This is a genomic window from Martinezella lusitana (genome assembly GCF_014207095.1).
Lineage (GTDB): Bacteria > Pseudomonadota > Alphaproteobacteria > Rhizobiales > Rhizobiaceae > Rhizobium > Rhizobium lusitanum_B.
On sequence record NZ_JACHBG010000022.1, the window covers coordinates 18357 to 40262 of the forward strand.

Sequence of the window (21906 nt, forward strand, 5' to 3'; positions counted from 1 at the left end):
CAGCCTCAGCATTGGACATCAACATCCTCGTGAATCCGATGCTGTCATGGCATCTGGCAGGCTATGCACATGCTATTGGCAGCTGCTGTCTGCCCCGTATCCCTGAACGATGCAGACCGAACCCGGCTCATGCTGCAGCACGCTGCGGCGGATCGTATAACGCTTGCCGTTTTCAGTCTGAGGAATTGAACCCGTCGTAATATTGTCGAGATCCGGCGCGCTTGCAAGCACGCGAGACTTGGATTTGTCGGAGAGCATCGGCGTGAGAATGAGCGAAAGCGCGACCGCCGCCGTACCAAACAGCAAAGCGATATTCAACGCGCCCGTCCTGCGCGACGTGGAATAGGACTGCTCTTTTTCTTGAACAGCTTTCCAGAAATCGTCGTCCATTATGTCAAGCCTTCTTTAACGCACCCAACAACCCGCTTGATTGAGAGCATTGAATGCCAGAAGGTCATAAATGATCCCTTAATATCCACATGCAAATTAATGAGACGTAAAATTCCGGGACACCGCCTGATTCGGCTTATGCAGCTGATTTCAAATGGCTAATTTTCGTTAACCATACTTACTGTGTGTTGCCGTTGGGCACGCGAAACGTTGGCGCGGCGGGTTCAAGAAAGATGCAGCGCATCAGCGAACGCCAAATCTCTTCTACAGCAACACGCAATAGAACAGGCGGGCGCATCAAACACCAATAAATTGAGATTGACGTCTGCTCGCCTTGATGCAACCTATGAGGAAATTTTATCACCTTAAGTTGCGCAAGGGCTAATGTATGGTAGGACTGTTTAAAGCTGTCGGCGGCCTTGTCATAGCTCTCGCGATCCTGGTCGCAATTTTGATGCTCTTCATCGGGGGCATCCAAGGTTTTACTGCCGGGGTGGTCGCCGCCCTTGTATACGCTTTTTGGGGCGCCGCGATTTTTGCCTTTGGACTCATGCTCGAGCATCTGGAGGCAATTCGCCATAATTCTGTCAGGCAGTCGGAAATGTTGACAGAGCTGCTGCGGAGAGCGCCAAAGGCAGATCCATCAGGCAGAGATCCAGCAGCCGACAGCCTCGATCAGCTTGAGAAATCAAAATTCCGTTTTAGGGATATCTGACCTTAGAGCAATGCCAGGAAAAGTGCGACGCTGTTTTGCGTTCGGAATTGCGTAATGACAAAAAGAGAAAGCATTTTCGCGTTTCGTAGAAAAGCTGAAAGGCTTTAGAGCAGATCCTGCAGGAACGGGATCAGCGGCTCGTCGGCCGGTGGCATCGGATAGTCGCGCAGGGCCAGCGGCCGAACCCACTTGAGCGCCTGCCCTTCCCGACCATGCGGAATTCCTTCGTATCGCCGGCAGATGTACAGCGGCATCAGCAGATGGAAGGTTTCATAGGTATGGCTTGCAAAGGTCAGCGGCGCGAGACATGCGATCTTCGTCTGCACGCCAATCTCTTCCTCAAGTTCACGCACCAGCGTCTCTTCCGGAGTTTCTCCGGCTTCGACCTTGCCGCCGGGAAACTCCCAGAGGCCGGCAAGCGACTTGCCCTCGGGGCGCTGCGCCAGAAGAATACGACCATCCGTATCGATGAGCGCACAAGCGGCAACGAGGACGATCTTGCGGCCAGTCTCGCTCATGCTTCCTCCGGCAACCGCCAATAGCGGTAACGATAAGCCTCGCGGAACCCGAACCGGGCATAGAGCGCGATCGCGGGCGCGTTGTCGGCGCTGACCTGGAGCCAGGCCGTCTTGGCGCTACGCATCCGCGCCCAGCGAAGTGCCGAGGTCAGGATTTCGGCACCCAGCCCCCTACGGCGATGCTGCACTGAAACCGCCACCGACATCACGCCGGCAAGGTCGTTATCCTGAACGCAAAGCGTCGTTGCCAAGGGGCCGGCTTCCGCATCCTCGATAACGAAAAGCCCCGACGGCGGCTTGATGCTGCTCACCACCTCGGCCAGTGCCGGCTTCAAGGCGGGATCGGCCTCGTCGACGATGAGGCTGGCATCCACGAAGCGACCCACATCGTGGCTCGGCAGATGGTCCAGCATATCGGGCAATTCAAGATTGACCAGATCGGCTGTCATGACGATCGTCTCGTCGAAGCACGTCCAGCCGCGCTCCCGAAGGAGATCGATCAGCTGCGACGAAGCGAGCGGCGTTTGACGCACCACCATCGGCCTGCCATAGGCTTCGAACTTGCGCTGCGCCTTGCTTAGCCGGATTTCGAGATCGCGGTGATCGGACGGATCGAGCGGCACAACGGAGTTGAGCCGCTTCGATGGATGACCCGCCGTCAGCCGCACCTGCCAGCTGCCGTCATACTGCACGGACGACGCCGGCCAGGCCCGAAATCCGACGGCTTCGAGCCTGCGCACCAGCGGCAGCTTGTTTATCGTGGACTGCGCATGCATCTGCTAGATATCAGCTCCGGTAGTCGCCATTGATGGCAACATATTCCTTCGTCAGGTCGCAGGTCCAGACCGTTGCGCGACCATTGCCGAGGCCGAGATCGACCTTCACCGGAATATCCTGCTGTTTCATGACGTTGGAGGCAGCCTCCTCGGAGTAAGAAGCGTCACGCTCGCCGTTGACAGCAACGCGAACGTCACCGAACCAGATGGCGAGCTTGTCGCGATCCGCCATCTCGCCGGCCTTGCCGACAGCCATGACGACGCGGCCCCAATTGGCGTCTTCGCCGGCAGCCGCGGTCTTGACCAGCGGCGAATTGGCGACCGACAGCGCGATGCGCTTGGCAGCGGCATCGCTCTCGGCGCCCGTCACGGTGATTTCGAGCATCTTGGTGGCGCCTTCGCCGTCGCGAACGACCTGAATGGCGAGATCCTTAAGCAGCTCGTTGAGCGCTGCGCGGAAGCCGGCAAGCTTCGGATCGTCGGAGCGATCGATATGCGCCTGACCGTCGGCTGCGGCAGCACCGGTGGCGAACAACATCAGCGTGTCGGAGGTCGAGGTATCGCTATCAACGGTCATGGAGTTGAAGCTCGGCCCGACGCCGTCGGACAGCAGCGACTGAAGAGCGGCAGAGGAAATATCGGCATCCGTGACGACGAAGGAGAGCATCGTCGCCATGTCGGGCGCGATCATGCCAGCGCCCTTGGCAATGCCGTTGATGGTGACCTTGACGCCGCCGATGTCGGCACTGCGCGTCGCGACCTTCGGATAGGTATCCGTGGTCATGATGGCCTTGGCGGCCTCGAACCAGAAATCGTTGACGGCACCCTTGGCCATGGCGTCGAGCACGCCGGCAAATTTGGTGGCATCAAGTGGCTCGCCGATGACGCCGGTGGAGGCGAGATAGACTTCGTTTTCACCGCAGCCGACGGCAGCAGCCGCAGACTTGGCGGTCAGCTCGGTCGCCTGGCGGCCCTTCAGGCCGGTAAAGGCGTTGGCATTGCCGGAATTGACGACGACGGCGCGGGCACTGCCGTGGGCCAGGTTCTTCCGGCAGAAATCGACGGGAGCCGAAGGGCACTTCGAGCGCGTGAAGACGCCGGCAACAGCTGCGGGCTTATCGAAAACCATCAGCAAGACGTCGGTCCGGTTCTTGTACTTGATACCGGCGGATGCCGTGGTCATGCGCACGCCGCGAAGAGCGGGCATGGAGGCAAAGGTTTTGGGAGCGAGCGGAGAAACGGAACCGGACATGAGAGCCACCTGAAAAGAGCATGATGCCGAAAAGCGTATGCGGTTTTCGGCATCATGCTCTGCTTCTTTAATTCTGGAGCGGATTCAAATTTTAGGTCGATGCGACCTAAAATCATCCGGCTCCAGTGAAGGGCCTGGAAACCCAGGCCCTGATGATCCTGCTTACAATTGCTTACTGCTGCGGCTGAGCGTCAGGCGCGACGGCATCATCTGCCGGGGCCGCATCCTGCTGCTTCTGCGCATCTTCGTAGGCCTTGCTGAGCGCCGGGTCGCTGATGGAAACCTTGGCATCCTGCTTGGCCTTGTTCAGCAGCTCAAGATACTTGTCGCGCATGACGAGCTGACGAACCTGTTCCTTGACCTGATCGAAAGCCGGAGGAGGAGCGTTGCGCTTGTCCTCGACCTTGATGACATGCCAGCCGAAATCGGTCTTGACCGGGGTCTTGGTGTAGGTTCCAACGGGAAGGGCAAAAGCCGCCTCTTCGAATTCCTTGACCATGCGGCCATGGCCGAAATAGCCGAGATCGCCGCCGTCAGCCTTGTTCGGATCGGTGGACTTTTCCTTGGCGAGTGCAGCAAAATCCTTGCCGCCGTCGAGTTCCTTGATGATCGCCTTGGCTTCGTCCTCGGTCTTCACCAGGATGTGGCGGGCGTGAACTTCTTCCTGCTTCGGCAGGGCTGCGACTTCCTTGTCGTAGCGAGCCTTGACTTCGTCGTCCTTGATGGCGTCCGCGACATGTGCCTTGAAGTAGGCATTGTGCAGCTCGCGGTCACGCAGATAGGCCATGTGCGCCTGGAAATCCGGAGTCTGGTCGAGCTTCTCGGCAGCAGCCTTCTGCGACAGCAGTTTCACGTCGATCGAAGCGGAAAGGGCAGCAACCTTCTTCTGGTCGTCCGGGAGCTGGCCGAGTTGCGGATCGAGGTTGGCAATCGCCAGGTCAAGTTCGGATTGATGGATTTCGACATTGCCAACCTTGGCAACGACGGCATCCTTGGCGTCAGCAGCAAAGGCCGGCGCCTGGAAGGTAATGACTGTTGCGAAAGCAACCGCAGCAAGTTTGTTGTACTTCAACATAAAATAACCCTTCGGTGATCTCGACCGGCTCGACAGATGGGAATCCGGCGTGAAAAAGCCTTCAGCAGGAGAATGTGGCCTTTGTGTATCGGCCAATTCCCGTTGACATCAATCGACCCCCCTCTTATCTGTCACGCAACCTCGCGTCCAGAACAGTTTCCGGCCGTTTTGTGCTATAGTCCCGTTTTTTTGGGAATGGATAAAGCAGGGAACGGCCGGATGAAATCTCAGAAAGGACCAGTCACATGGTCAGCCTAGGTGGAATTGCCCGCAAGTTGTTCGGCTCGTCCAACGACCGTCGCGTCAAGTCGTTCCAGCCGAATGTCGTTGCCATCAACGCACTCGAGCAGCAGATGCGTGCGCTGTCCGATGAGGCTTTGGCCGCCAAGACGGTTGAGTTCCGCAAGCAGCTCGCCGACGGCAAGACGCTCGACGACCTCCTCGTTCCCGCCTTTGCGGTGGCACGCGAGGCATCGCGCCGCGTTCTCGGCATGCGACCTTTTGACGTACAGCTCATCGGCGGCATGATCCTTCATTCCAATGCGATCGCAGAAATGAAGACCGGCGAAGGCAAGACGCTCGTCGGCACGCTGCCGGTCTATCTGAACGCGCTGGCCGGCAAGGGCGTGCACGTCGTCACCGTCAACGATTACCTGGCACAGCGCGACAGCGCCACCATGGGTCGCCTCTACAGCTTCCTCGGGCTGACTACCGGCGTCATCATCCATGGTCTGTCCGACGAAGAGCGCCGCGACGCCTATGCCTGTGACATCACCTACGGCACCAACAACGAGCTCGGCTTCGACTATCTGCGCGACAATATGAAGTATGATCGCGGACAGATGGTTCAGCGCGGCCACAGCTTCGCCATCGTCGACGAAGTGGACTCGATCCTCATCGACGAAGCGCGTACGCCGCTGATCATTTCAGGTCCGCTCGACGACCGCTCCGACCTCTACACCACGATCGACGCCTTCATCCCGCGCCTTGCGAAGGAAGACTACGAAATCGACGAAAAGCAGCGCTCGGCCAACTTCTCCGAAGAAGGCACCGAGAAGCTGGAAAACATGCTGAACGAAGCCGGCCTGCTGAAGGGTGAATCGCTTTACGACGTCGAGAACGTCGCAATCGTTCACCACATCAACAATGCCCTTAAGGCCCACAAGCTCTTCCAGCGCGACAAGGACTACATCGTCCGCAACGGCGAAGTCGTCATCATCGACGAATTCACCGGCCGCATGATGCCGGGCCGCCGTTATTCGGACGGCCAGCACCAGGCGCTCGAAGCCAAGGAACGGGTACAGATCCAGCCGGAAAACCAGACGCTGGCGCAGATCACCTTCCAGAACTACTTCCGCATGTACGACAAGCTCGCCGGCATGACCGGTACGGCATCGACGGAAGCGGAAGAGTTCGGCAACATCTACGGTCTTGACGTGGTCGAAGTGCCGACCAACCTGCCGATCAAGCGTATCGACGAGGACGACGAGGTCTATCGTACGCATGAAGAGAAATACAAGGCGATCATCGCCGAGATCCTGGATGCGCATAAGCGCGGCCAGCCGGTACTCGTCGGTACAACGTCAATCGAAAAATCGGAACTTCTTGCCGAGCTCATGCGCAAGCAGGGCTTCAACGATTTCCAGGTTCTGAACGCCCGCTACCACGAACAGGAAGCCTATATCGTCGCCCAGGCCGGCGTTCCCGGTACTGTCACGATCGCGACCAACATGGCCGGACGCGGTACCGACATCCAGCTCGGCGGCAACCTTGAAATGCGTGTCGAGCGCGATCTGCATGACGTCGAGCCCGGTCCGGAGCGCGACGCCGCAATCGCCAGAATCGCCGAAGAAATCAAGGAACTGAAACAGAAGTCTCTTGCCGCCGGCGGTCTCTACGTCATCGCCAGCGAGCGCCATGAAAGCCGTCGTATCGACAACCAGCTCCGTGGCCGTTCCGGCCGTCAGGGCGACCCTGGCCGCTCGAAATTCTACCTGTCGCTTCAGGACGACCTGATGCGCATCTTCGGCTCAGACCGCATGGACGGCATGCTGCAGAAGCTCGGTCTCAAGGAAGGCGAAGCCATCGTCCATCCCTGGATCAACAAGGCCCTGGAGCGCGCCCAGAAGAAGGTCGAAGCCCGCAACTTCGATATCCGCAAGAACGTGCTGAAGTATGACGACGTGCTGAACGACCAGCGCAAAGTTATCTTCGAGCAGCGCGTCGAGCTGATGGATGCGACCGACCTTTCCGAAACCGTTGGCGACATGCGCCATGAGGTGATCGAGGATCTCGTCACGAGACATATCCCTGAGCGTGCCTATGCCGAACAGTGGGATGCCGACGGCCTGAAGGCAGGCGTCGCCAACTTCTTCGACCTCGACATGCCCGTGCATGACTGGGTCAAGGAAGAGGGCATCGCCGAGGACGACATCCGCGCCCGCCTGACCGAAGCTGCCGAAAAGGCCGCGACCGAAAAGGCAGAGCGCTTCGGCCCCGAGATCATGACCTATGTCGAGCGCTCCATCGTCCTGCAAACGCTTGATAATCTCTGGCGCGAGCACATCGTCAACCTCGACCATCTTCGTTCGGTCATCGGCTTCCGCGGCTATGCCCAGCGCGACCCGCTACAGGAATACAAGGCCGAGGCTTTCGAGCTGTTCCAGTCCCTGCTGAACAACCTGCGCCAGGCAGTCACCGCCCAGCTTTCGCGCGTCGAACTCGTCCACCAGCCGTCTGAACCGGAAACCCCGCCGATGCAGGGCCGTCATATTGACGCCACGACAGGCGAAGACGAATTCTCTCCGCTCAGCCTGGTAAGCGAAAACTTCGTGCCGCCGGAAAATCGCGATCCCCGCAACCCGGCAACCTGGGGTCGCGTCGGCCGCAACGAAGCCTGCCCTTGCGGCTCCGGCAAGAAATACAAGCATTGCCACGGCGCCTTCGAAAGCACCGAAGTCGTGTGAGACTTCGTTCCTTTTGGAGAATCAATTGGATGCCGCCCTCAGGGCGGCATTTTTCGTTTTTGGAACGACCCTTCGCCCCGTTGCTTTCGAAGGATTGAAAGAACCTATTCTTAACCCTCCTCTGCCAAGACTATCGTGAGGTTCGGATCATATTTAAAGTATTGCGTGTTGATCATGGCGGTCTTTCAAACAGCGGAGAGAATGCTGCCGTCCGCATTGCGGGCTGTAGCGACGCCATATCTGCGCAAACTTGCCAACATCCTTACCAGCAACGATGAAAAAGCCGTTTCGCAGCGCATGGCGCTGATCGCCTTCACCATCCGCATCGTCGGCGCCGCCCTCGCCTTCTTGTCGCAGATCATTCTCGCCCGCCTGATGGGCCGCTTCGACTATGGCGTCTTCGTCTTCGTCTGGGTGCTGATGATCCTGTTCGGCAACCTTGCCTGTCTCGGCTTTCCGACCGCGATCATCCGCTTCCTGCCGCAATATGATGCAAGAGGCGACCATGCCGCCCTTCGCGGGCTGAACACGACGGCGCGCCTGTTCGTCGTCGGGCTTTCGGGCGCGCTGGCACTGCTCGGAGCCGCTCTGGCCTATGCCCTGCGCGGCACGATCGAGCACTATTATCTCACGCCGATCCTGCTTGGCCTTATCGCCGTGCCTATGATCGCGCTCGGGGACGTTCTCGACGGCACCGCCCGCGCCAAGCATTGGCCGATCATGGCACTGAGCCCGACCTTCCTCATCCGCCCGTCGCTGATCCTGCTGTTCATGGTCATCGCCGTTCTGGCCGGTGCGCCGCGGGACGCCATCACGGCCATGATGGCTGCAGTGGCCGGTGCCTTTACCAGCGTCCTGCTTCAGTACCTCGCCGTTACCTTCCGTCTGCGCCGCCACTATCCGAACGGCGCGCGGACCATCGAGTTCAAGGCCTGGCTGTCCGTCGCCTTCCCGATATTTCTGGTTGAAGGCGTCGGCTATCTCTTCACCAATTCCGATGTCATCGTCGTCGGGATCTTTCTCGATCCGGACGAGGTCGCCGTCTACTTCGCCGCGGCCAAGACCATGGCTCTGGTGCATTTCATCTATTTCGCCGTCAAGGCCGCCATCGGCCCGCGCTTTGCGGCCATCATGGCCGAGAAGGACCAGACAAAACTGGCCGCCTTCGCCACCGAGGCAACCCGCTGGACCTTCTTTCCGGCCCTCGCCATCGGCCTCACGGTCTTGGCCGCAGGCCAGCTGCTGCTGTCGCTCTTCGGCTCTGCCTTCACGGAAGGGCAGATCGTCATGGCTATCCTTCTCGCCGGCATTCTTGCGAAAGCGCTGGTCGGTCCAGCCGAGGTATTGTTGACCATGGCAGACAAGCAGATGATCTGCGTCTATCTCTATGCCGCTGCGCTCGGCGCCAATATCGGCCTGAACGTCATCCTGATCCCTCGTTTCGGCATCGAAGGCGCCGCCATGGCTGGAGCCGCTGCCATGGCGCTCGAAGCCTTGCTCCTGCACATTGCCGTGCGCAAAACGCTCGGCATTACACTTTTCGCCCTCATTCGCCGCCCAGCGGTGCCATCGACAACACACGGGGCCCCCTAAATCATGACGCGCCCTCCTTATACCCAAACGACCGACAGCCAGGTCAATGCTCTGACGCACACACTCGCAGCGCTGCACTTCGAAACGCCGAAGGCCGAAGCGAGGGTCGAGGTTGGCCGGTCCGGCCGTGAGCTTTGCCTCTACCCCGGCAAGCTCGGTTATGAATTGCAGGACGAACTGGACTTTCTATCCAATCGCGCCATGGAGCCGAACGTCTTCTTCTCCGGTCGTTTTCTGGCGCCCGCCATGCCCCGTCTGGAGGACCGCCACGTCCGTCTGGCCCTGATGCGCGACAATAGCAGCACCCGCAGCCGTATCCGCCTGCTGATGCCGTTTACGGTCGACAAGCCGGGCTTTGCGATCGGCCCCTCGATCATTCGCATCTGGTCCAACTCCTTCGGCCCTCTGGGCACGCCGCTTGTCGATGCCGAGGATGCAGGGGAAACGCTCGACAATCTCTTCGAAGGGCTCGCACGGCCTGAGTTGCGCCTGCCGACGGCGCTCGTATTGCCCGACCTGCGCTTGAACGGCCGCTTTGCGCAGATGGCCAAGGTCGTGGCCATCGGCCGCAACCTGCCCTTCGCCGTTGCAAACCCCTTCCAGCGTCCCATGCTCGACAGTAACGAGGATGCTATCGCATACCTGAAGCGGACCATTTCCAATGCGCACCTGCGCGAAATGCGCCGGCAATGGCGGCTGCTGGAAAACCAGGGCGACGTCTCCTACAATGTCGCGCGCCAAGCCCGTGACATTCACCTGCGTATGGAGGAATTCCTGGCGCTGGAGGCAAGCGGCTGGAAAGGCAAGAAACGCACGGCTCTGGTCACGGATCGCCACCACGCCGCATTCGCCCGCGAAGCCATCTCCAATCTCGCGGCGATCGACGCCGTTCGTATTCACACGATCGATCTGAACGGCAAGGCCATCGCCTCGATGATCGTGCTGATCATGGGCGGCGAGGCCTATACCTGGAAGACGGCCTATGACGAGGCCTATGCCCGCTATTCGCCGGGCAAGCTTCTGATGGGAGAATTGACGGAATGGCACCTCGACGACGCCAACGTCGTCCGGTCCGATTCCTGCGCCATCGCGGATCATCCGATCATGAGCCGCTTCTGGCATGAGCGTGAGGACATGGGCACCCTGATCATCGGCCTGACGCCGAACGGCGACCGCGATATCAGACAGATCACCACACAGCTGCACATGTACCGCAGCACCCGCAACATGGCGAAACTGCTGCGCGAAAAGATCCTGTCGCTGACGAAGCGCTAGAGTGTTTCCAGGAAAAGCACCCAGCGTTTCCCAGCGCGAAATACGCAGGAAAACGACGGGATAGAACGTCCTTGCACGCTCATCGGAACCTACGAGGGTCGCGCTAACTTTCGGCGTGTAGGACTTCTTCGGTCGCCCGCTCGCGCAGCAGGCGGCGGATGACCTTGCCTGAGGTGGTCAGCGGCAATGCATCGACGAATTCGATTTCGCGCGGATACTCATGCATCGAGAGCCGCGTTTTCACCCAGTCGCGGATTTCGGCGGCCAATACCTCGCTCGGCTCGCGGCCAGGCACGAGAACGACATAGGCCTTGACGATTTCGGTTCGCACCGCATCCGGCTTGCCCACCGCCGCGGCAAGCTGCACGGCCGGATGGCCGCCAAGGCAATCTTCAATCTCGCTAGGCCCGATACGATAGCCGGACGAGGTGATGACATCGTCATCGCGGCCGACGAAGGAAATATAGCCATCCGCATCCTGCCGGCCGATATCGCCGGTCAGCAGCCAATCATTGGCGAATTTCGCCTCCGTCGCCGCCTCGTTCTGCCAATAGCCCAGGAACATCACTGGATCGGGCCGCTTGATGGCGATTTGCCCGCTCTCCCCAATGGGAACCTCGACGCCATCGGCATCGACGATCGCCACACGGTGGCCGGGCGCGGCTTTCCCCGTCGCTCCGGCGCGGCTGACGCCGAAGACTTCGCTGGAGGCGAGCACGAAATTGCACTCCGTCTGGCCGAAAAACTCGTTGACGCTGACACCGAGCACCGAGCGCGCCCATTCGAAGGTTTCGCGGCCTAGCGCCTCGCCTGCCGAGCCGATGGTGCGAAGCTTGAGGTCGTAGCGGGCTCGCGGGTTGTCGACAGCCTTTAGCAGTCGCAGCGCCGTTGGCGGGATAAAGGCATTGCGCACCTCCATTTCGGCCATGATGCGGAAGGCCATATGCGGATCGAACTTCTGCGCCGGTGAGGAAACGACGGGAACGCCAAGCATAAGGCTCGGCAGAAGCGCATTCAGAAGGCCGCCAGCCCAGGCCCAGTCCGATGGCGTCCAGAGCCGGTCACCGGCCTTGGGAAGGCCTTCATGGGCAAACTGCATGCCCGGAATATGCCCCGGCAGCACACGATGGCCGTGCAGTGCGCCTTTGGGTGGCCCAGTCGTGCCGGAAGTGAAAATCATCAACGCCGGATCGTCAGGGGCTGTATCCGCCACCTCGAAAAGAGGCGGGCATGCCGCTACCAGATCGGCAAAGCCGCAGATGCCATCTTCCGCACCGTCGATACTGATGATCTGCGTCAACCCGGGCAGCCGGTCCCTGATCGGGCGCAGCCGATCGAGACCGAAGCGGTTGGTGACGATAGCTGATGCCCCCGACGCCTGGAGCCGGTATTCCAGCGCCTCCGCACCGAACAGCAAGGCCAGCGGCAGTGCGATCGCCCCCATCTTGTAGATCGCCACATGTGCAACGACGGTCTCGAAGCTTTGCGGCAGCAGCAGCGCCACGCGGTCCCCGCGCCGCACACCAAGCGCCAAGAGTGCGTTGGCGAAAGACGCGGAACGGTCCCGCAACTCCCCATAGGTCATGGAAAAGTGATTGCCGTCCGGATTGAAATGTTGGAGGCAGACCCGATCGGGTTCACGTTCCGCCCAGGCATCGCAAACAGCATGTCCTATGTTGAATTTCGCCGGAATCTCCCAACGAAAGTCACGATAGAGGGCTTCATAAGTATCTCGCGGGGGCAATTTCATGCGGAATTCCAAAAATGGTGCAGCGCAGCTAACACCTGTCGCCTCCAGGGTTCAAGGAAACATTTGAAATTGCCGTCTTCCCACGTGCGCGAATCGCCTTATTTATTGAAGAATACTTCGAAGCTCTTCACGAACCGATGCGTCCGCTGGCGGCGTTACCCGCCAATTTGCCTTTCGCGGCGCACCATTCCCATCGCCCTTCCGACGATGGGTCTCCTTGCATCAAATGATCGAATGGACGGAGAATATCGATGGAATACGTAAAGTTTGGCAGGACCGGCCTTGAAGTCTCGCGCATCTGCCTGGGTTGCATGACCTATGGCGATCCGAACAAGGGCACGCATGCCTGGTCGCTGAAGGAGGAGGACAGCCGTCCGCTGCTGCGCCAGGCGATCGAAGCCGGCATCAACTTCCTCGACACGGCCAACACCTATTCCGACGGCTCATCGGAGGAGATTGTCGGTCGCGCCATCAAGGATTTCGCACGGCGTGAGGATATCGTGCTCGCGACCAAGGTCTTCAACCGCATGCGACCCGGCCCGAACGGCGCCGGCCTGTCGCGCAAGGCGATCTTCGACGAGATCGACAACAGCCTGCGCCGCCTCGGCACCGACTATGTCGACCTCTACCAGATCCATCGCTGGGACTATACGACGCCGATCGACGAAACGCTCGAAGCACTGCATGATGTCGTCAAGGCCGGCAAGGCCCGCTACATCGGTGCTTCCTCCATGTACGCCTGGCAATTCGCCAAGGCGATTTACACCTCCCGCCTCAACGGCTGGACGGAGTTCGTCAGCATGCAGGACCACCTGAACCTGCTCTACCGCGAAGAGGAGCGGGAAATGCTGCCCTTCTGCGAGGATCAGAAAATCGCCGTCATCCCCTGGAGCCCGCTCGCCCGCGGCCGCCTGACCCGCGACTGGGATGAGGCGACGGCCCGCACCCAATCCGACGAGTTCGGCAAGACGCTCTACACCCAGGCGCTGGAAGCCGACCGCAGGGTCGTCGATGCCGTCGGCGCTGTCGCAAAGGCACGCGGCATTCCGCGCGCCCGGGTCGCAACCGCCTGGGTTCTGCAAAAGAGCGCCGTCACCGCACCGATCGTCGGCGCCTCCAAGCCCGGCCACATCACGGATGCCGTGGCGTCGCTGGAGGTCAAACTCACGCCGGAGGAAATCGAGGCGCTGGAGAGCCCCTACGTTCCACATGGGGTCGCCGGGTTCAAGTGAGGGCTTCGAGGGCGGCCAAGCAAGGGCAATGATGACGCATCGCCGCGCAGGGGCCCTCAGCCCAGCCCTCCGAAGTCGATTGAGCCCGCGGCAAATCGCGCAAAAGTGACTTCACGAGCAGGTCATAGTTGGGGCTTAACTGGATCGAGATTCCTTCCCCCCGAGGATGATATCCTATGATCACAGTTCCCTTCGAAGCGCGGCGCTTTCAATCGACCGCGGCCTATTACCTGCGCTATCGCATCCCTTATCCGGACAGGCTGATTGCCCGTGTTGCCGAGCGCAGCGGCCTGAAAGCCGGCGATCGTGTGCTGGATCTCGGCTGCGGCCCCGGCCAGCTCGGGATCGCCTTTGCCCGGCTGCGGGGGGCAGCCGTTACGGCCATGGATCCGGAACCGGAAATGCTCGCCGAAGTCGAGGCCGGCGCGAAGAAGGCCGGCGTCGATGTCACCATTCGCCAAGGTTCCTCCTACGATCTCGGGCCTGATATCGGCGAACTGCACCTCTGCGTCATGGGCCGCTCCTTTCACTGGATGGACAGGCCGGCAACGCTTGAGGCGCTCGACAGGCTAATCGAGCCCGGCGGCGCCGTCGTGTTGTTCCATGACAAAAGTGTTCTGGCGGAGCCGGATTGGCGCGGGATCGTCGAGCTGCTGGCGGAAACCTACTCGCCCGAACGCAATGCCGACCGGCTGCTGCGCAAGAGCAAGGCATGGGCACCTCATGAGGCCATGCTGCTGGCCTCCCCCTTCCGCAATCTCGAGCGCATCGGCATCGTCTCGGAATATACAAGGGATATCGAGGACATCGTCGGCCGCGTCTTTTCGATGTCGTCAACCTCGCCACAGGCGCTCGGCGACAAGGCAGTCGATTTCGAGGCGGCGCTTCGTGAAAAGCTGCTTGCAGCCGCTCCCGATGGCAAATTCACGGAGATCGTCGAGGCGAACGGGCTGCTCGCGTTCCGCGATTGAACTTGTGGGTGCGGAGCGGTGGGGCGAAACCTCTCGCTGCTCCGCTCGTCGCCAGCCTAAGCCTCGCTCTTGTCCGACTCGTTCGTACCCGGCTGCGGCGTCAACTCCTGCCGGGTTGCCGCCAGAAACTCTTGCGACAGCTCCGGACTATCCATCGCCCGCGCCAGAATGACGGCACCGACCATGGCCGAGAGGCTGGCGAACGCCTTGCGCCGTCGATCCTCGGGGGTTTCGCCCGGCACGATATCCTCCAGCACCTCTACCAATCCGATGAGGCCGCCGGTGAAGGTGGATTGCATTTCCGGGCCGTGGCGGCTGACCTCTTGCGTCAGCGCCGCAAAGACGCAGCCCGTTGCGTGTTCGACGACATTGCGGTGAGAGAGATAATGGGCCAGCAGCGCTTCCAGCGGCTGCTCGGGTGAGCTCGCCGCCACCTGCTTCCAGCGCTCCAGCGAGCGTGCCACCAGCGCCTTGCTCGCCTCGCAGGCAAGCTCGTCCTTCGAATCGAAATGGCCATAGAAGCCGCCATGCGTCAGCCCCGCCGCCTTCATGATTTCGGCGACGCCAATGCCGTCAAAACCCTTCTCGCGGAAAAGCTCACCTGCCACGGCAAGGATCTTTTCGCGATTCTCAGCGAATTTTTCCCGGCTCACTCTCATCAAAAAACTCCATCAGGGCATCAATAAATCTGTATTGACAATTTACATGATGACCATCATCAATACAAAACAAATATGATAGCAATCATGTAAATGCCTTTGCACAAACGTTCAAGCCGGGAGAACGGCAAGACGCTAGAAGCGGATACGGTACCCCCTGGCCGTCCGTGATCTCGCGCTCTCGCAGCGACCCCGTACCAGACGTCAAGCCACACAACCTATCGGAACGCAGCTCATGGTTTCCACTGCCCTTGCTTCGACGCTCGCCCGGCGCAACATCCACTATGGATGGGTCGTCGTCGCCGCCACTTTCCTCACCATGCTCGTCACGGCCGGCGCCATGGGCGCACCTGGCGTGCTCATCAAGCCGCTGGAAGACGAGTTCGGCTGGAGCACATCCTCCATTTCGTCGGCCCTCGCCGTCCGCCTCGTTCTGTTCGGCCTGATGGGGCCTTTCGCCGCCGCCTTCATGAACCATTTCGGCATACGCAAGGTCATCGTCTTTGCGCTGGCGACCATCTGCGTCGGCTTCATCGGCTCGCTCTATATGACGCAGGTCTGGCAGCTGCTTTTGTGCTGGGGCATCATCATCGGCTTCGGCACCGGCCTCACCGCCATGGTGCTGGCGGCAACCGTGTCGACGCGCTGGTTCACCAAGCATCGCGGCCTCGTCATCGGCATGCTTTCGGCAAGCTCTGCCACCGGACAGCTCGTCTTCCTGCCGCTGATGGCGGAACTGACGACACGCTACGGCTGGCGCACCACGGTGCTTTTCGTCTGCGGCATGATCGTCGTCGCCGCCTTGATCGTGCTGCTTTTGATGCGCGACCGCCCCTCGGACGTCAATCTGCCGCTGGTCGGCGAGGTCCACATCACCCCCCCACCGGCGGCCACAAGGAACCTGGGGGCTGCGCTCGCCTCACCGCTCGCCATTCTGCGGGAAGTTTCCACGACCTCGACCTTCTGGATCCTGTTTGCCACCTTCTTCATCTGCGGTCTGTCGACCAACGGCCTCATCCAGACGCATTTCGTCACCCTCTGCGGCGATTTCGGCATCGTGCCGGTGGCGGCCGCCAGCGTTCTCGCCGTCATGGGCATCTTCGATTTCTTCGGCACAATCGGCTCCGGCTGGCTTTCCGACCGCTTCGACAATCGCTGGCTGCTCTTCTGGTACTATGGCCTGCGTGGCCTGTCGCTAGTCTACCTGCCCTTCAGCAACTTCACCTTCTACGGCCTGTCGATCTTCGCCGTCTTCTATGGCCTCGACTGGATCGCCACCGTACCGCCGACCGTCAAGATCGCCGCCGACCGTTTTGGCCGCGAAAAGGCCGGCCTCGTCTTCGGCTGGGTCTTTGCCGGCCATCAGCTGGGTGCGGCCACCGCCGCCTATGGCGCCGGCCTCACCCGCACGGAGCTGAACACCTACCTGCCCGCCTTCTTCGTCGCCGGCGCCTTCTGCCTGCTCGCCGCGATCCTCGCGATCACGCTGCAAAAGTCCGGCTCCACCAGCAAAGGCCCGGCTATGGCTCACTGAGCTTCACGCGGCAAAAAACCCATGGCGCCCACCTGCGCCATGGGCCAAACCGCAACCCTGCGGAAACACTCGCAATATCTGCCGCACCCGGCTTGCGCGCCGAGCCGATCACATGCTAGACAGCCGCCTCGTCATGATCCGTTGCCCCATTGGCGGAATTGGTAGACGCGCTCGACTCAAAATCGAGTTTCGAAAGAAGTGCTGGTTCGACTCCGGCATGGGGCACCACTTCAAACATGATTTGTTGAAGTCCGATACCTGCAAAACAACCTCTGCCTGCGATCACGCGAACCCCTTTATCAGTTTAGGTTCCATATCGACCATTCCGCATGGCCAAGGAATTGGCTTGCGGTTGTCGAACGATCGAAACGCGAATGCGGTGACCAAGCATGTTCATTTCAGGTGGTCGATAGCTTCCATCGATCATGCCCGGACCTTCGGTAAACTCCGGAGCCTGCGGTCCTCCATCACGAAAAATTTTGATTTTGTGCGGCTTCCGTCAGCCCCCGACCATTTACAGCCATAATCCTGCCCCCTAAAGGTTTGCAACGCAGCAAAAAGGGGCCTTCATGCTTCGTAGACTTTACGACTGGACCATGTCGCTTGCCGGCCGCAAATCGGCAGAAATCTGGTTGGCTGTTATCGCCTTCGTCGAAAGCTCGATCTTTCTCGTTCCGGCCGACGTGCTTTTCCTGCCGATGTCGCTGGCCAAGCCTGAGCGCGCCTGGCGCTATGCGCTGACGGCGACGGTCGCTTCCGTGCTCGGCGGCATTGCCGGCTGGGCGCTTGGCTATTACGCTTTCGAGACCATTGCCAAGCCGATTCTCGAATTCTACGGCAAGCTCGACGCCTTCAACCAGATGAGCGCCGGCGTCACCTATGAATGGGTCCTGCTGCTGCTGGTCACTTCAGGCCTGGCGCATCTGCCGCCGATCAAAGTGGTGACGATCCTGTCCGGCGTCGCCCATATTGATCTCGGCCTGTTCATCATCTCGGCCATCGTCGCTCGCGGCGCGCGGTTTTTCCTGCTGGCCTTCCTGCTGCGTCGCTACGGCGAATCCATCCGCCATTTCATCGAGAAGCGCCTGGGCCAGATTGCCATGGCAGCCGCCGCCATTCTCATCGCCCTCTACGCAGTCTTCCATTTTGCCCTGGCAAGCTGACCAAGGAGCCCCACACATGTCCACGACCTCGACCTCCTCCCGCGCCGGCCTCGGCTATAGCACGCTGTTGACGATCGGCATGATCGTCGTCATCGGTTCCGCGCTCGCGTTCCAATACAAGGGCGGCTATATCCCCTGCGCCCTCTGCCTGGAGCAGCGTCAGCCCTATTACTACGGCATCCCGGTCGCGATCGTCGCCGCGCTGAGCGCAATCGCCGGCCTGCCCTCCTGGATCACCCGCGGCCTTTTGATCATCGCCGGTCTGATGATGGTGGTCGGCGGCGGCATCGGCGTCTATCACGCCGGCGTCGAATGGCATTTCTGGGAAGGCCCTACCACCTGCTCGACGACAGCCAGCAGCATGACGCAGAACGCCGGCAACCTCCTGAGCGAGCTCAGCACCATCAAGGGTCCGTCCTGCACGGAAGCGGCACTGCGCGTTCTCGGCCTGTCCATGGCAGGCTGGAATGTCATCGCAAGCGTGATTCTGGCTGCCATTGCTTTTGTTGGGGCAAAGAAGGCTGCTTGAATCTTTGGGCGAGCGACGGTCCTCTCGTATGAGGTAGCTCTGATACCCTCCTCTGTCACTTCGTGACATCTCCCCCACAAGGGGAAGATTGGTGGGAATGAGCTGCACCTCGCTACAAAACGAAATAAGCTCAACAACAGCAGATACGATGTCGATTTAGGTCGGGAAGGTACCGCGAGTTACCGACCTCCCCACTTGTGGGGGAGATGTCGCGACAGCGACAAAGGGGCGCGCCACACTCTCCTTGCGTAAAGCCGCCGAGACGATACTCGCACCAACAGAAAAGCCCTTACGGCTGCAGTTCCGAATCCCAATAGAGATAGTCGAGCCAGCTGTCGTGGAGATAGTTCGGTGGGAACAGACGACCGTTGTTGTGCAGGTCCTGCACGGTCGGCTGATATGGCTTCTGCGCCGGGAACATACCGGCCTGCTTCGGTAGCTTGCTGCCCTTGCGCAGATTGCATGGCGAGCAGGCGGCCACCACGTTCTCCCAGGTCGTCTCGCCGCCATGGGCGCGCGGAATGACGTGGTCGAAAGTCAGGTCGTCATGGGTGCCGCAATACTGGCATTCGAACCGGTCGCGCAGGAAGACGTTGAACCGGGTGAAGGCTGGATTGCGGGACGGCTGCACGTATGTTTTCAGGCAGACGACGCTCGGCAGCCGCATCGAGAAGCTCGGTGACGAAACGCTGTGATCGTATTCTGCAATGATGTTCACACGGTCAAGGAAAACCGCCTTGATCGCGTCCTGCCAGGACCACAGCGACAAGGGATAATAACTCAGCGGTCTGTAGTCAGCGTTCAGCACGAGCGCCGGCAGGGACTGCGGGGAGACTGCAATCGTCAAGGAACCCTCCTGATCGATTCGGCATCTACACCTGTATATTAGGCCGGTTGTTACAGGATTGTGAAGTCCAATAAATTCAGTGCGTACAGGCCGATCCGCAAGGGCGGTCGATTAGACTATGGGCAGCGCATCCCGCCGCGTTTTCACGGCGTAATAGGCCCAGAAAAGACGGGCCGCGACCGAGCGCCAAGGCGCCCAAATCAAGGCTTCCCGGGCAACTGCCTTGGCAACCGGCCGGACCTGGTGGCCGAAGGCCATGCCGACGGCCGCCTGCAGCGCCACATCGCCGGCCGGAAACACATCTGCGTGACCGCCGCAGAACATCAGGTAAACCTCAGCCGTCCAGGGGCCGATTCCCTTGATCGACGTCAGCTCGGCAAGCGCCTTTTCCGGCGTTTCGGCGCTGAGCGCATGCAGATCGAGGCTGCCGTCGGCAACGGCATCGGCGACGCGCGCCAGCGTATCATGCTTGATTCGCGACAGGCCGAAGCTTCGCCAGGCTTCCGGCTCGAGGCCGACATAGTCTTCGGCAGTCACCTGCCCCATCCCGGCAATCATCTTGCCCCAGATCGCATCGGCGCTGGCGCGCGAAACGACCTGCGAAACGATGATATGGGCAAGCCCTTCGAAGCCCGGTTGCCGCAGCCGCAGCGGCAAGGCGCCGGCCTCTGCGGCAACCTGCCGCAGGCGCGGATCAAGCTCCAAGAGTGCGGCCAGCCCCCGTTCGATGTCGCAGTCGTCGCGTATGATCTGCATGGTGTCTCGTAGTCCCCGACTCGATTTCGTGGCAGAAGAAAGCATGATCGAGATTCCCCGTCAAAAACCGAAATTCCGTTTTGCTCCAAGCCCCAACGGCCCATTGCACCTTGGCCACGCCCTGTCGGCCATCCTTAATTGCGAGATGGCGGAAAAGGCGGGCGGCGATTTCCTGCTGCGCATCGAAGACATAGATCAGACGCGCTGCACACCCGATTTCGAAAAGGACATCTATACTGATCTTTCCTGGCTCGGGCTTCGCTGGCAGGAGCCGGTGCGTCGCCAGTCCGAACATTTCCCTGCCTATCAGGAAGCGCTACAGATCCTTATCGAGCGCGGCCTCGTCTACCCCGCCTTCCTCACGCGCGGCGAGGTCAAGGCACGCGTTGCCGCCCTTGAAGCGAATGGCGCGCCATGGCCGCTCGACCCCGATGGTACACCGCTCTATCCCCCCGACGATCGCGAGCGCAGCGATGATGAACGGCGGCGCTTGCTGGCGTCAGGCGTGAAACATGCTTGGCGTCTCGACATGGAAAAGGCGCTGGCAGCAATAGTCGAACCGCTTCATTGGCAAGAGAGCGGCGATGGCGAGAGGGGCGCTATCTCTGCCGACCCGGCGACCTGGGGCGATGTCGTGCTGTCGCGCTCCGATGCGCCCTCAAGCTATCATCTCTCAGTCGTCGTCGACGATGCGGCGCAGGGCATTACCCATGTCGTGCGCGGGCTCGACCTTTTCCACGCCACATCGATCCATCGCCTGCTGCAAACATTGCTTGGCCTGCCCGAGCCACTCTATCACCACCATCGCCTCCTCCTCGGCAGCGACGGCAAGAAGCTCTCCAAGAGCATGGGCGATACCGGCATTGCCGAATGGCGCCGGCAGGGCTGGTCACCGGCGGAGCTTCGCCGCCGCATCGGCCTCTGACGCCGGCTTTTCCGGTGGGCCTTCTACCGCACGACTCGCCACCTTACCGAAGAGCAGCCGCCGCACGCGGAACTTCATCAGGGCCGCATTGATTTCCGCCCCCATGATGAAGATCACCGCCAGCATATAAAGAAAGATCAGCACGATCATCACCGACGCCAGGCCGGCATAGGTGGCGGTGTAGTTGGCAAAGGTCGAGAGATAATAGGCAAAGAGCAGCGCCCCGACCGACCAGAAGACCAAGGTCAGCAAGACGCCGGGGATGACGTCGAGCAATCGCCTTCGCCCGGCTGCAAGCCAAAGATGAAGGATCATCAACCCTGCCAGAAGCAGGAAGATCGTACCGTAAATCCGCCAGCTGAAGACGATGTCGAGGATATCGGCAAGTTTCGGCAGCCATTGCCGGGTGTAGTTGAGCGCAAGCGGCACCGCGACGAGCAGGATGCTGAGGATGGCAAAGATCAACACCGCGATCAGCACATAGCCGAGACTGGCGAGGCGGTTGAAATACCACGGTCTGGTTTCCGGCACGCGATAGGCACGATTGAGGGATATGCGCAGTGCCTCGACGCCGTTCGAGGCGAAGTAGGCTGCCGCGAGCACGGAGACCGTCAAAAGGCCGCCGCGCGGAATCGTCAGGACCTGCACGACCTGATCCGCCAAAGGCTTGGCGATCGCCTCCGGCCAGGTATCGAAGATCAGATGCACTGCCGTCGACGAAAATTGGCTGGCGCCGAGAAAGCTTGCCAGCGCCGTGCCGAAGATAAGGAAGGGGAAAACCGCCAGCAGCGTCGAAAGCGCTACATGGCTTGCCATGGCGAACCCGTCATCCTCGACGAAGTGGAACACCGCGTCGTAGATCACCTTGTAAATCGTCCGCAGGGCTGTCGGCATTCCATCTCCGCTGACATCGGCATTCATCCGCCGGTTGTCGATTGTATCAGGTCCCTGAATATGGGAAACGAGACGTGCTTTGTACA

Annotated in this window: 20 protein-coding genes and 1 tRNA gene; 11 read left to right on the forward strand and 10 right to left on the reverse strand. The window is 60.3% G+C overall.

From position 1 onward, the window contains the following. Positions 1–72: 72 nt before the first annotated feature. Entirely contained in the window at positions 73–390 is a 318-nt protein-coding gene (locus GGD46_RS27650) for a hypothetical protein (protein WP_184709905.1), read from the reverse strand. Positions 391–778: 388 nt separating this feature from the next. Between GGD46_RS27650 and GGD46_RS27655 the strand changes: the two genes are divergently transcribed. Then, a complete protein-coding gene (locus tag GGD46_RS27655) occupies positions 779–1105 on the forward strand; it encodes a hypothetical protein (protein WP_184709908.1) in 327 nt (108 codons plus the stop codon). Between the two features lie 104 nt (positions 1106–1209). Here the strand turns inward: GGD46_RS27655 and mutT are convergent, their stop codons facing one another. From mutT to GGD46_RS27675, 4 genes are all read right to left on the reverse strand, one after another. Beyond that, on the reverse strand, positions 1210–1623 hold the full coding sequence (gene mutT / locus GGD46_RS27660) for an 8-oxo-dGTP diphosphatase MutT (protein WP_184709909.1): 414 nt from the start codon (positions 1621–1623) through the stop codon (positions 1210–1212). After that, positions 1620–2399, reverse strand: coding sequence for an N-acetyltransferase (locus GGD46_RS27665; RefSeq protein WP_184709911.1), 780 nt, complete (start codon positions 2397–2399; stop codon positions 1620–1622). Before GGD46_RS27665 ends, mutT begins: the two co-directional genes overlap by 4 nt. 10 nt (positions 2400–2409) lie before the next feature. Further along, positions 2410–3651, reverse strand: a complete 1242-nt coding sequence (argJ, locus tag GGD46_RS27670) for a bifunctional glutamate N-acetyltransferase/amino-acid acetyltransferase ArgJ (RefSeq protein ID WP_184709913.1) — start codon at positions 3649–3651, stop codon at positions 2410–2412. A 172-nt stretch (positions 3652–3823) separates the two neighbouring features. Then, a complete protein-coding gene (locus tag GGD46_RS27675; RefSeq protein WP_184709915.1) occupies positions 3824–4726 on the reverse strand; it encodes a peptidylprolyl isomerase in 903 nt (300 codons plus the stop codon). Between the two features lie 245 nt (positions 4727–4971). On the opposite strand from GGD46_RS27675, the gene secA reads away from it, so the two are divergent. The 3 genes from secA (at position 4972) to GGD46_RS27690 (ending at position 10560) form a co-directional block, all read left to right on the forward strand. Beyond that, entirely contained in the window at positions 4972–7692 is a 2721-nt protein-coding gene (gene secA / locus GGD46_RS27680; RefSeq protein ID WP_184709917.1) for a preprotein translocase subunit SecA, read from the forward strand. Between the two features lie 165 nt (positions 7693–7857). Further along, a complete protein-coding gene (locus tag GGD46_RS27685; protein WP_184709919.1) occupies positions 7858–9285 on the forward strand; it encodes a lipopolysaccharide biosynthesis protein in 1428 nt (475 codons plus the stop codon). A gap of 3 nt (positions 9286–9288) precedes the next feature. After that, positions 9289–10560, forward strand: coding sequence for a GNAT family N-acetyltransferase (locus GGD46_RS27690; protein WP_184709921.1), 1272 nt, complete (start codon positions 9289–9291; stop codon positions 10558–10560). Between the two features lie 103 nt (positions 10561–10663). On the opposite strand, the gene GGD46_RS27695 is transcribed toward GGD46_RS27690, so the two are convergent. After that, positions 10664–12310 carry an AMP-binding protein gene (locus tag GGD46_RS27695; RefSeq protein ID WP_184709923.1) on the reverse strand — a complete coding sequence of 549 codons (1647 nt, stop codon included), beginning with the start codon at positions 12308–12310 and terminating at the stop codon, positions 10664–10666. Between the two features lie 251 nt (positions 12311–12561). On the opposite strand from GGD46_RS27695, the gene GGD46_RS27700 reads away from it, so the two are divergent. Then, positions 12562–13542 (forward strand): aldo/keto reductase, encoded by a 981-nt coding sequence (locus GGD46_RS27700; RefSeq protein ID WP_184709925.1) that lies wholly within the window; start codon positions 12562–12564, stop codon positions 13540–13542. Between the two features lie 176 nt (positions 13543–13718). Further along, positions 13719–14513 (forward strand): class I SAM-dependent methyltransferase, encoded by a 795-nt coding sequence (locus GGD46_RS27705; protein WP_184709927.1) that lies wholly within the window; start codon positions 13719–13721, stop codon positions 14511–14513. 56 nt (positions 14514–14569) lie between these two features. On the opposite strand, the gene GGD46_RS27710 is transcribed toward GGD46_RS27705, so the two are convergent. After that, positions 14570–15172 (reverse strand): TetR/AcrR family transcriptional regulator, encoded by a 603-nt coding sequence (locus tag GGD46_RS27710; protein WP_184709929.1) that lies wholly within the window; start codon positions 15170–15172, stop codon positions 14570–14572. Between the two features lie 235 nt (positions 15173–15407). Here GGD46_RS27710 and GGD46_RS27715 point away from each other — a divergent pair, with 235 nt between their 5' ends. The 4 genes from GGD46_RS27715 (at position 15408) to GGD46_RS27730 (ending at position 18398) form a co-directional block, all read left to right on the forward strand. After that, entirely contained in the window at positions 15408–16706 is a 1299-nt protein-coding gene (locus tag GGD46_RS27715; RefSeq protein WP_184709931.1) for an MFS transporter, read from the forward strand. A 143-nt stretch (positions 16707–16849) separates the two neighbouring features. Further along, positions 16850–16934, forward strand: a tRNA-Leu gene (locus tag GGD46_RS27720). Positions 16935–17275: 341 nt separating this feature from the next. Beyond that, complete coding sequence (locus tag GGD46_RS27725; protein ID WP_184709933.1) at positions 17276–17869, forward strand: YqaA family protein; 594 nt, start codon at positions 17276–17278, stop codon at positions 17867–17869. Between the two features lie 16 nt (positions 17870–17885). Continuing rightward, positions 17886–18398, forward strand: coding sequence for a disulfide bond formation protein B (locus tag GGD46_RS27730; RefSeq protein ID WP_184709935.1), 513 nt, complete (start codon positions 17886–17888; stop codon positions 18396–18398). A gap of 289 nt (positions 18399–18687) precedes the next feature. Here the strand turns inward: GGD46_RS27730 and GGD46_RS27735 are convergent, their stop codons facing one another. Both GGD46_RS27735 and GGD46_RS27740 read right to left on the reverse strand, forming a co-directional pair. Beyond that, the gene (locus tag GGD46_RS27735; protein WP_113347946.1) at positions 18688–19245 is read right to left on the reverse strand and encodes an HNH endonuclease; all 558 of its coding nucleotides are present in this window, start codon (positions 19243–19245) and stop codon (positions 18688–18690) included. A 111-nt stretch (positions 19246–19356) separates the two neighbouring features. Beyond that, positions 19357–20046, reverse strand: coding sequence for a DNA-3-methyladenine glycosylase (locus GGD46_RS27740; protein WP_184709937.1), 690 nt, complete (start codon positions 20044–20046; stop codon positions 19357–19359). Here GGD46_RS27740 and gluQRS point away from each other — a divergent pair. Continuing rightward, the gene (gene gluQRS, locus GGD46_RS27745) at positions 20045–20926 is read left to right on the forward strand and encodes a tRNA glutamyl-Q(34) synthetase GluQRS (RefSeq protein ID WP_184709939.1); all 882 of its coding nucleotides are present in this window, start codon (positions 20045–20047) and stop codon (positions 20924–20926) included. The two genes, GGD46_RS27740 and gluQRS, sit on opposite strands and share 2 nt — an antisense overlap. Here the strand turns inward: gluQRS and GGD46_RS27750 are convergent. Further along, positions 20891–21820 (reverse strand): YihY/virulence factor BrkB family protein, encoded by a 930-nt coding sequence (locus tag GGD46_RS27750; RefSeq protein ID WP_184709942.1) that lies wholly within the window; start codon positions 21818–21820, stop codon positions 20891–20893. The genes gluQRS and GGD46_RS27750 overlap by 36 nt on opposite strands. Positions 21821–21906: the final 86 nt, after the last annotated feature.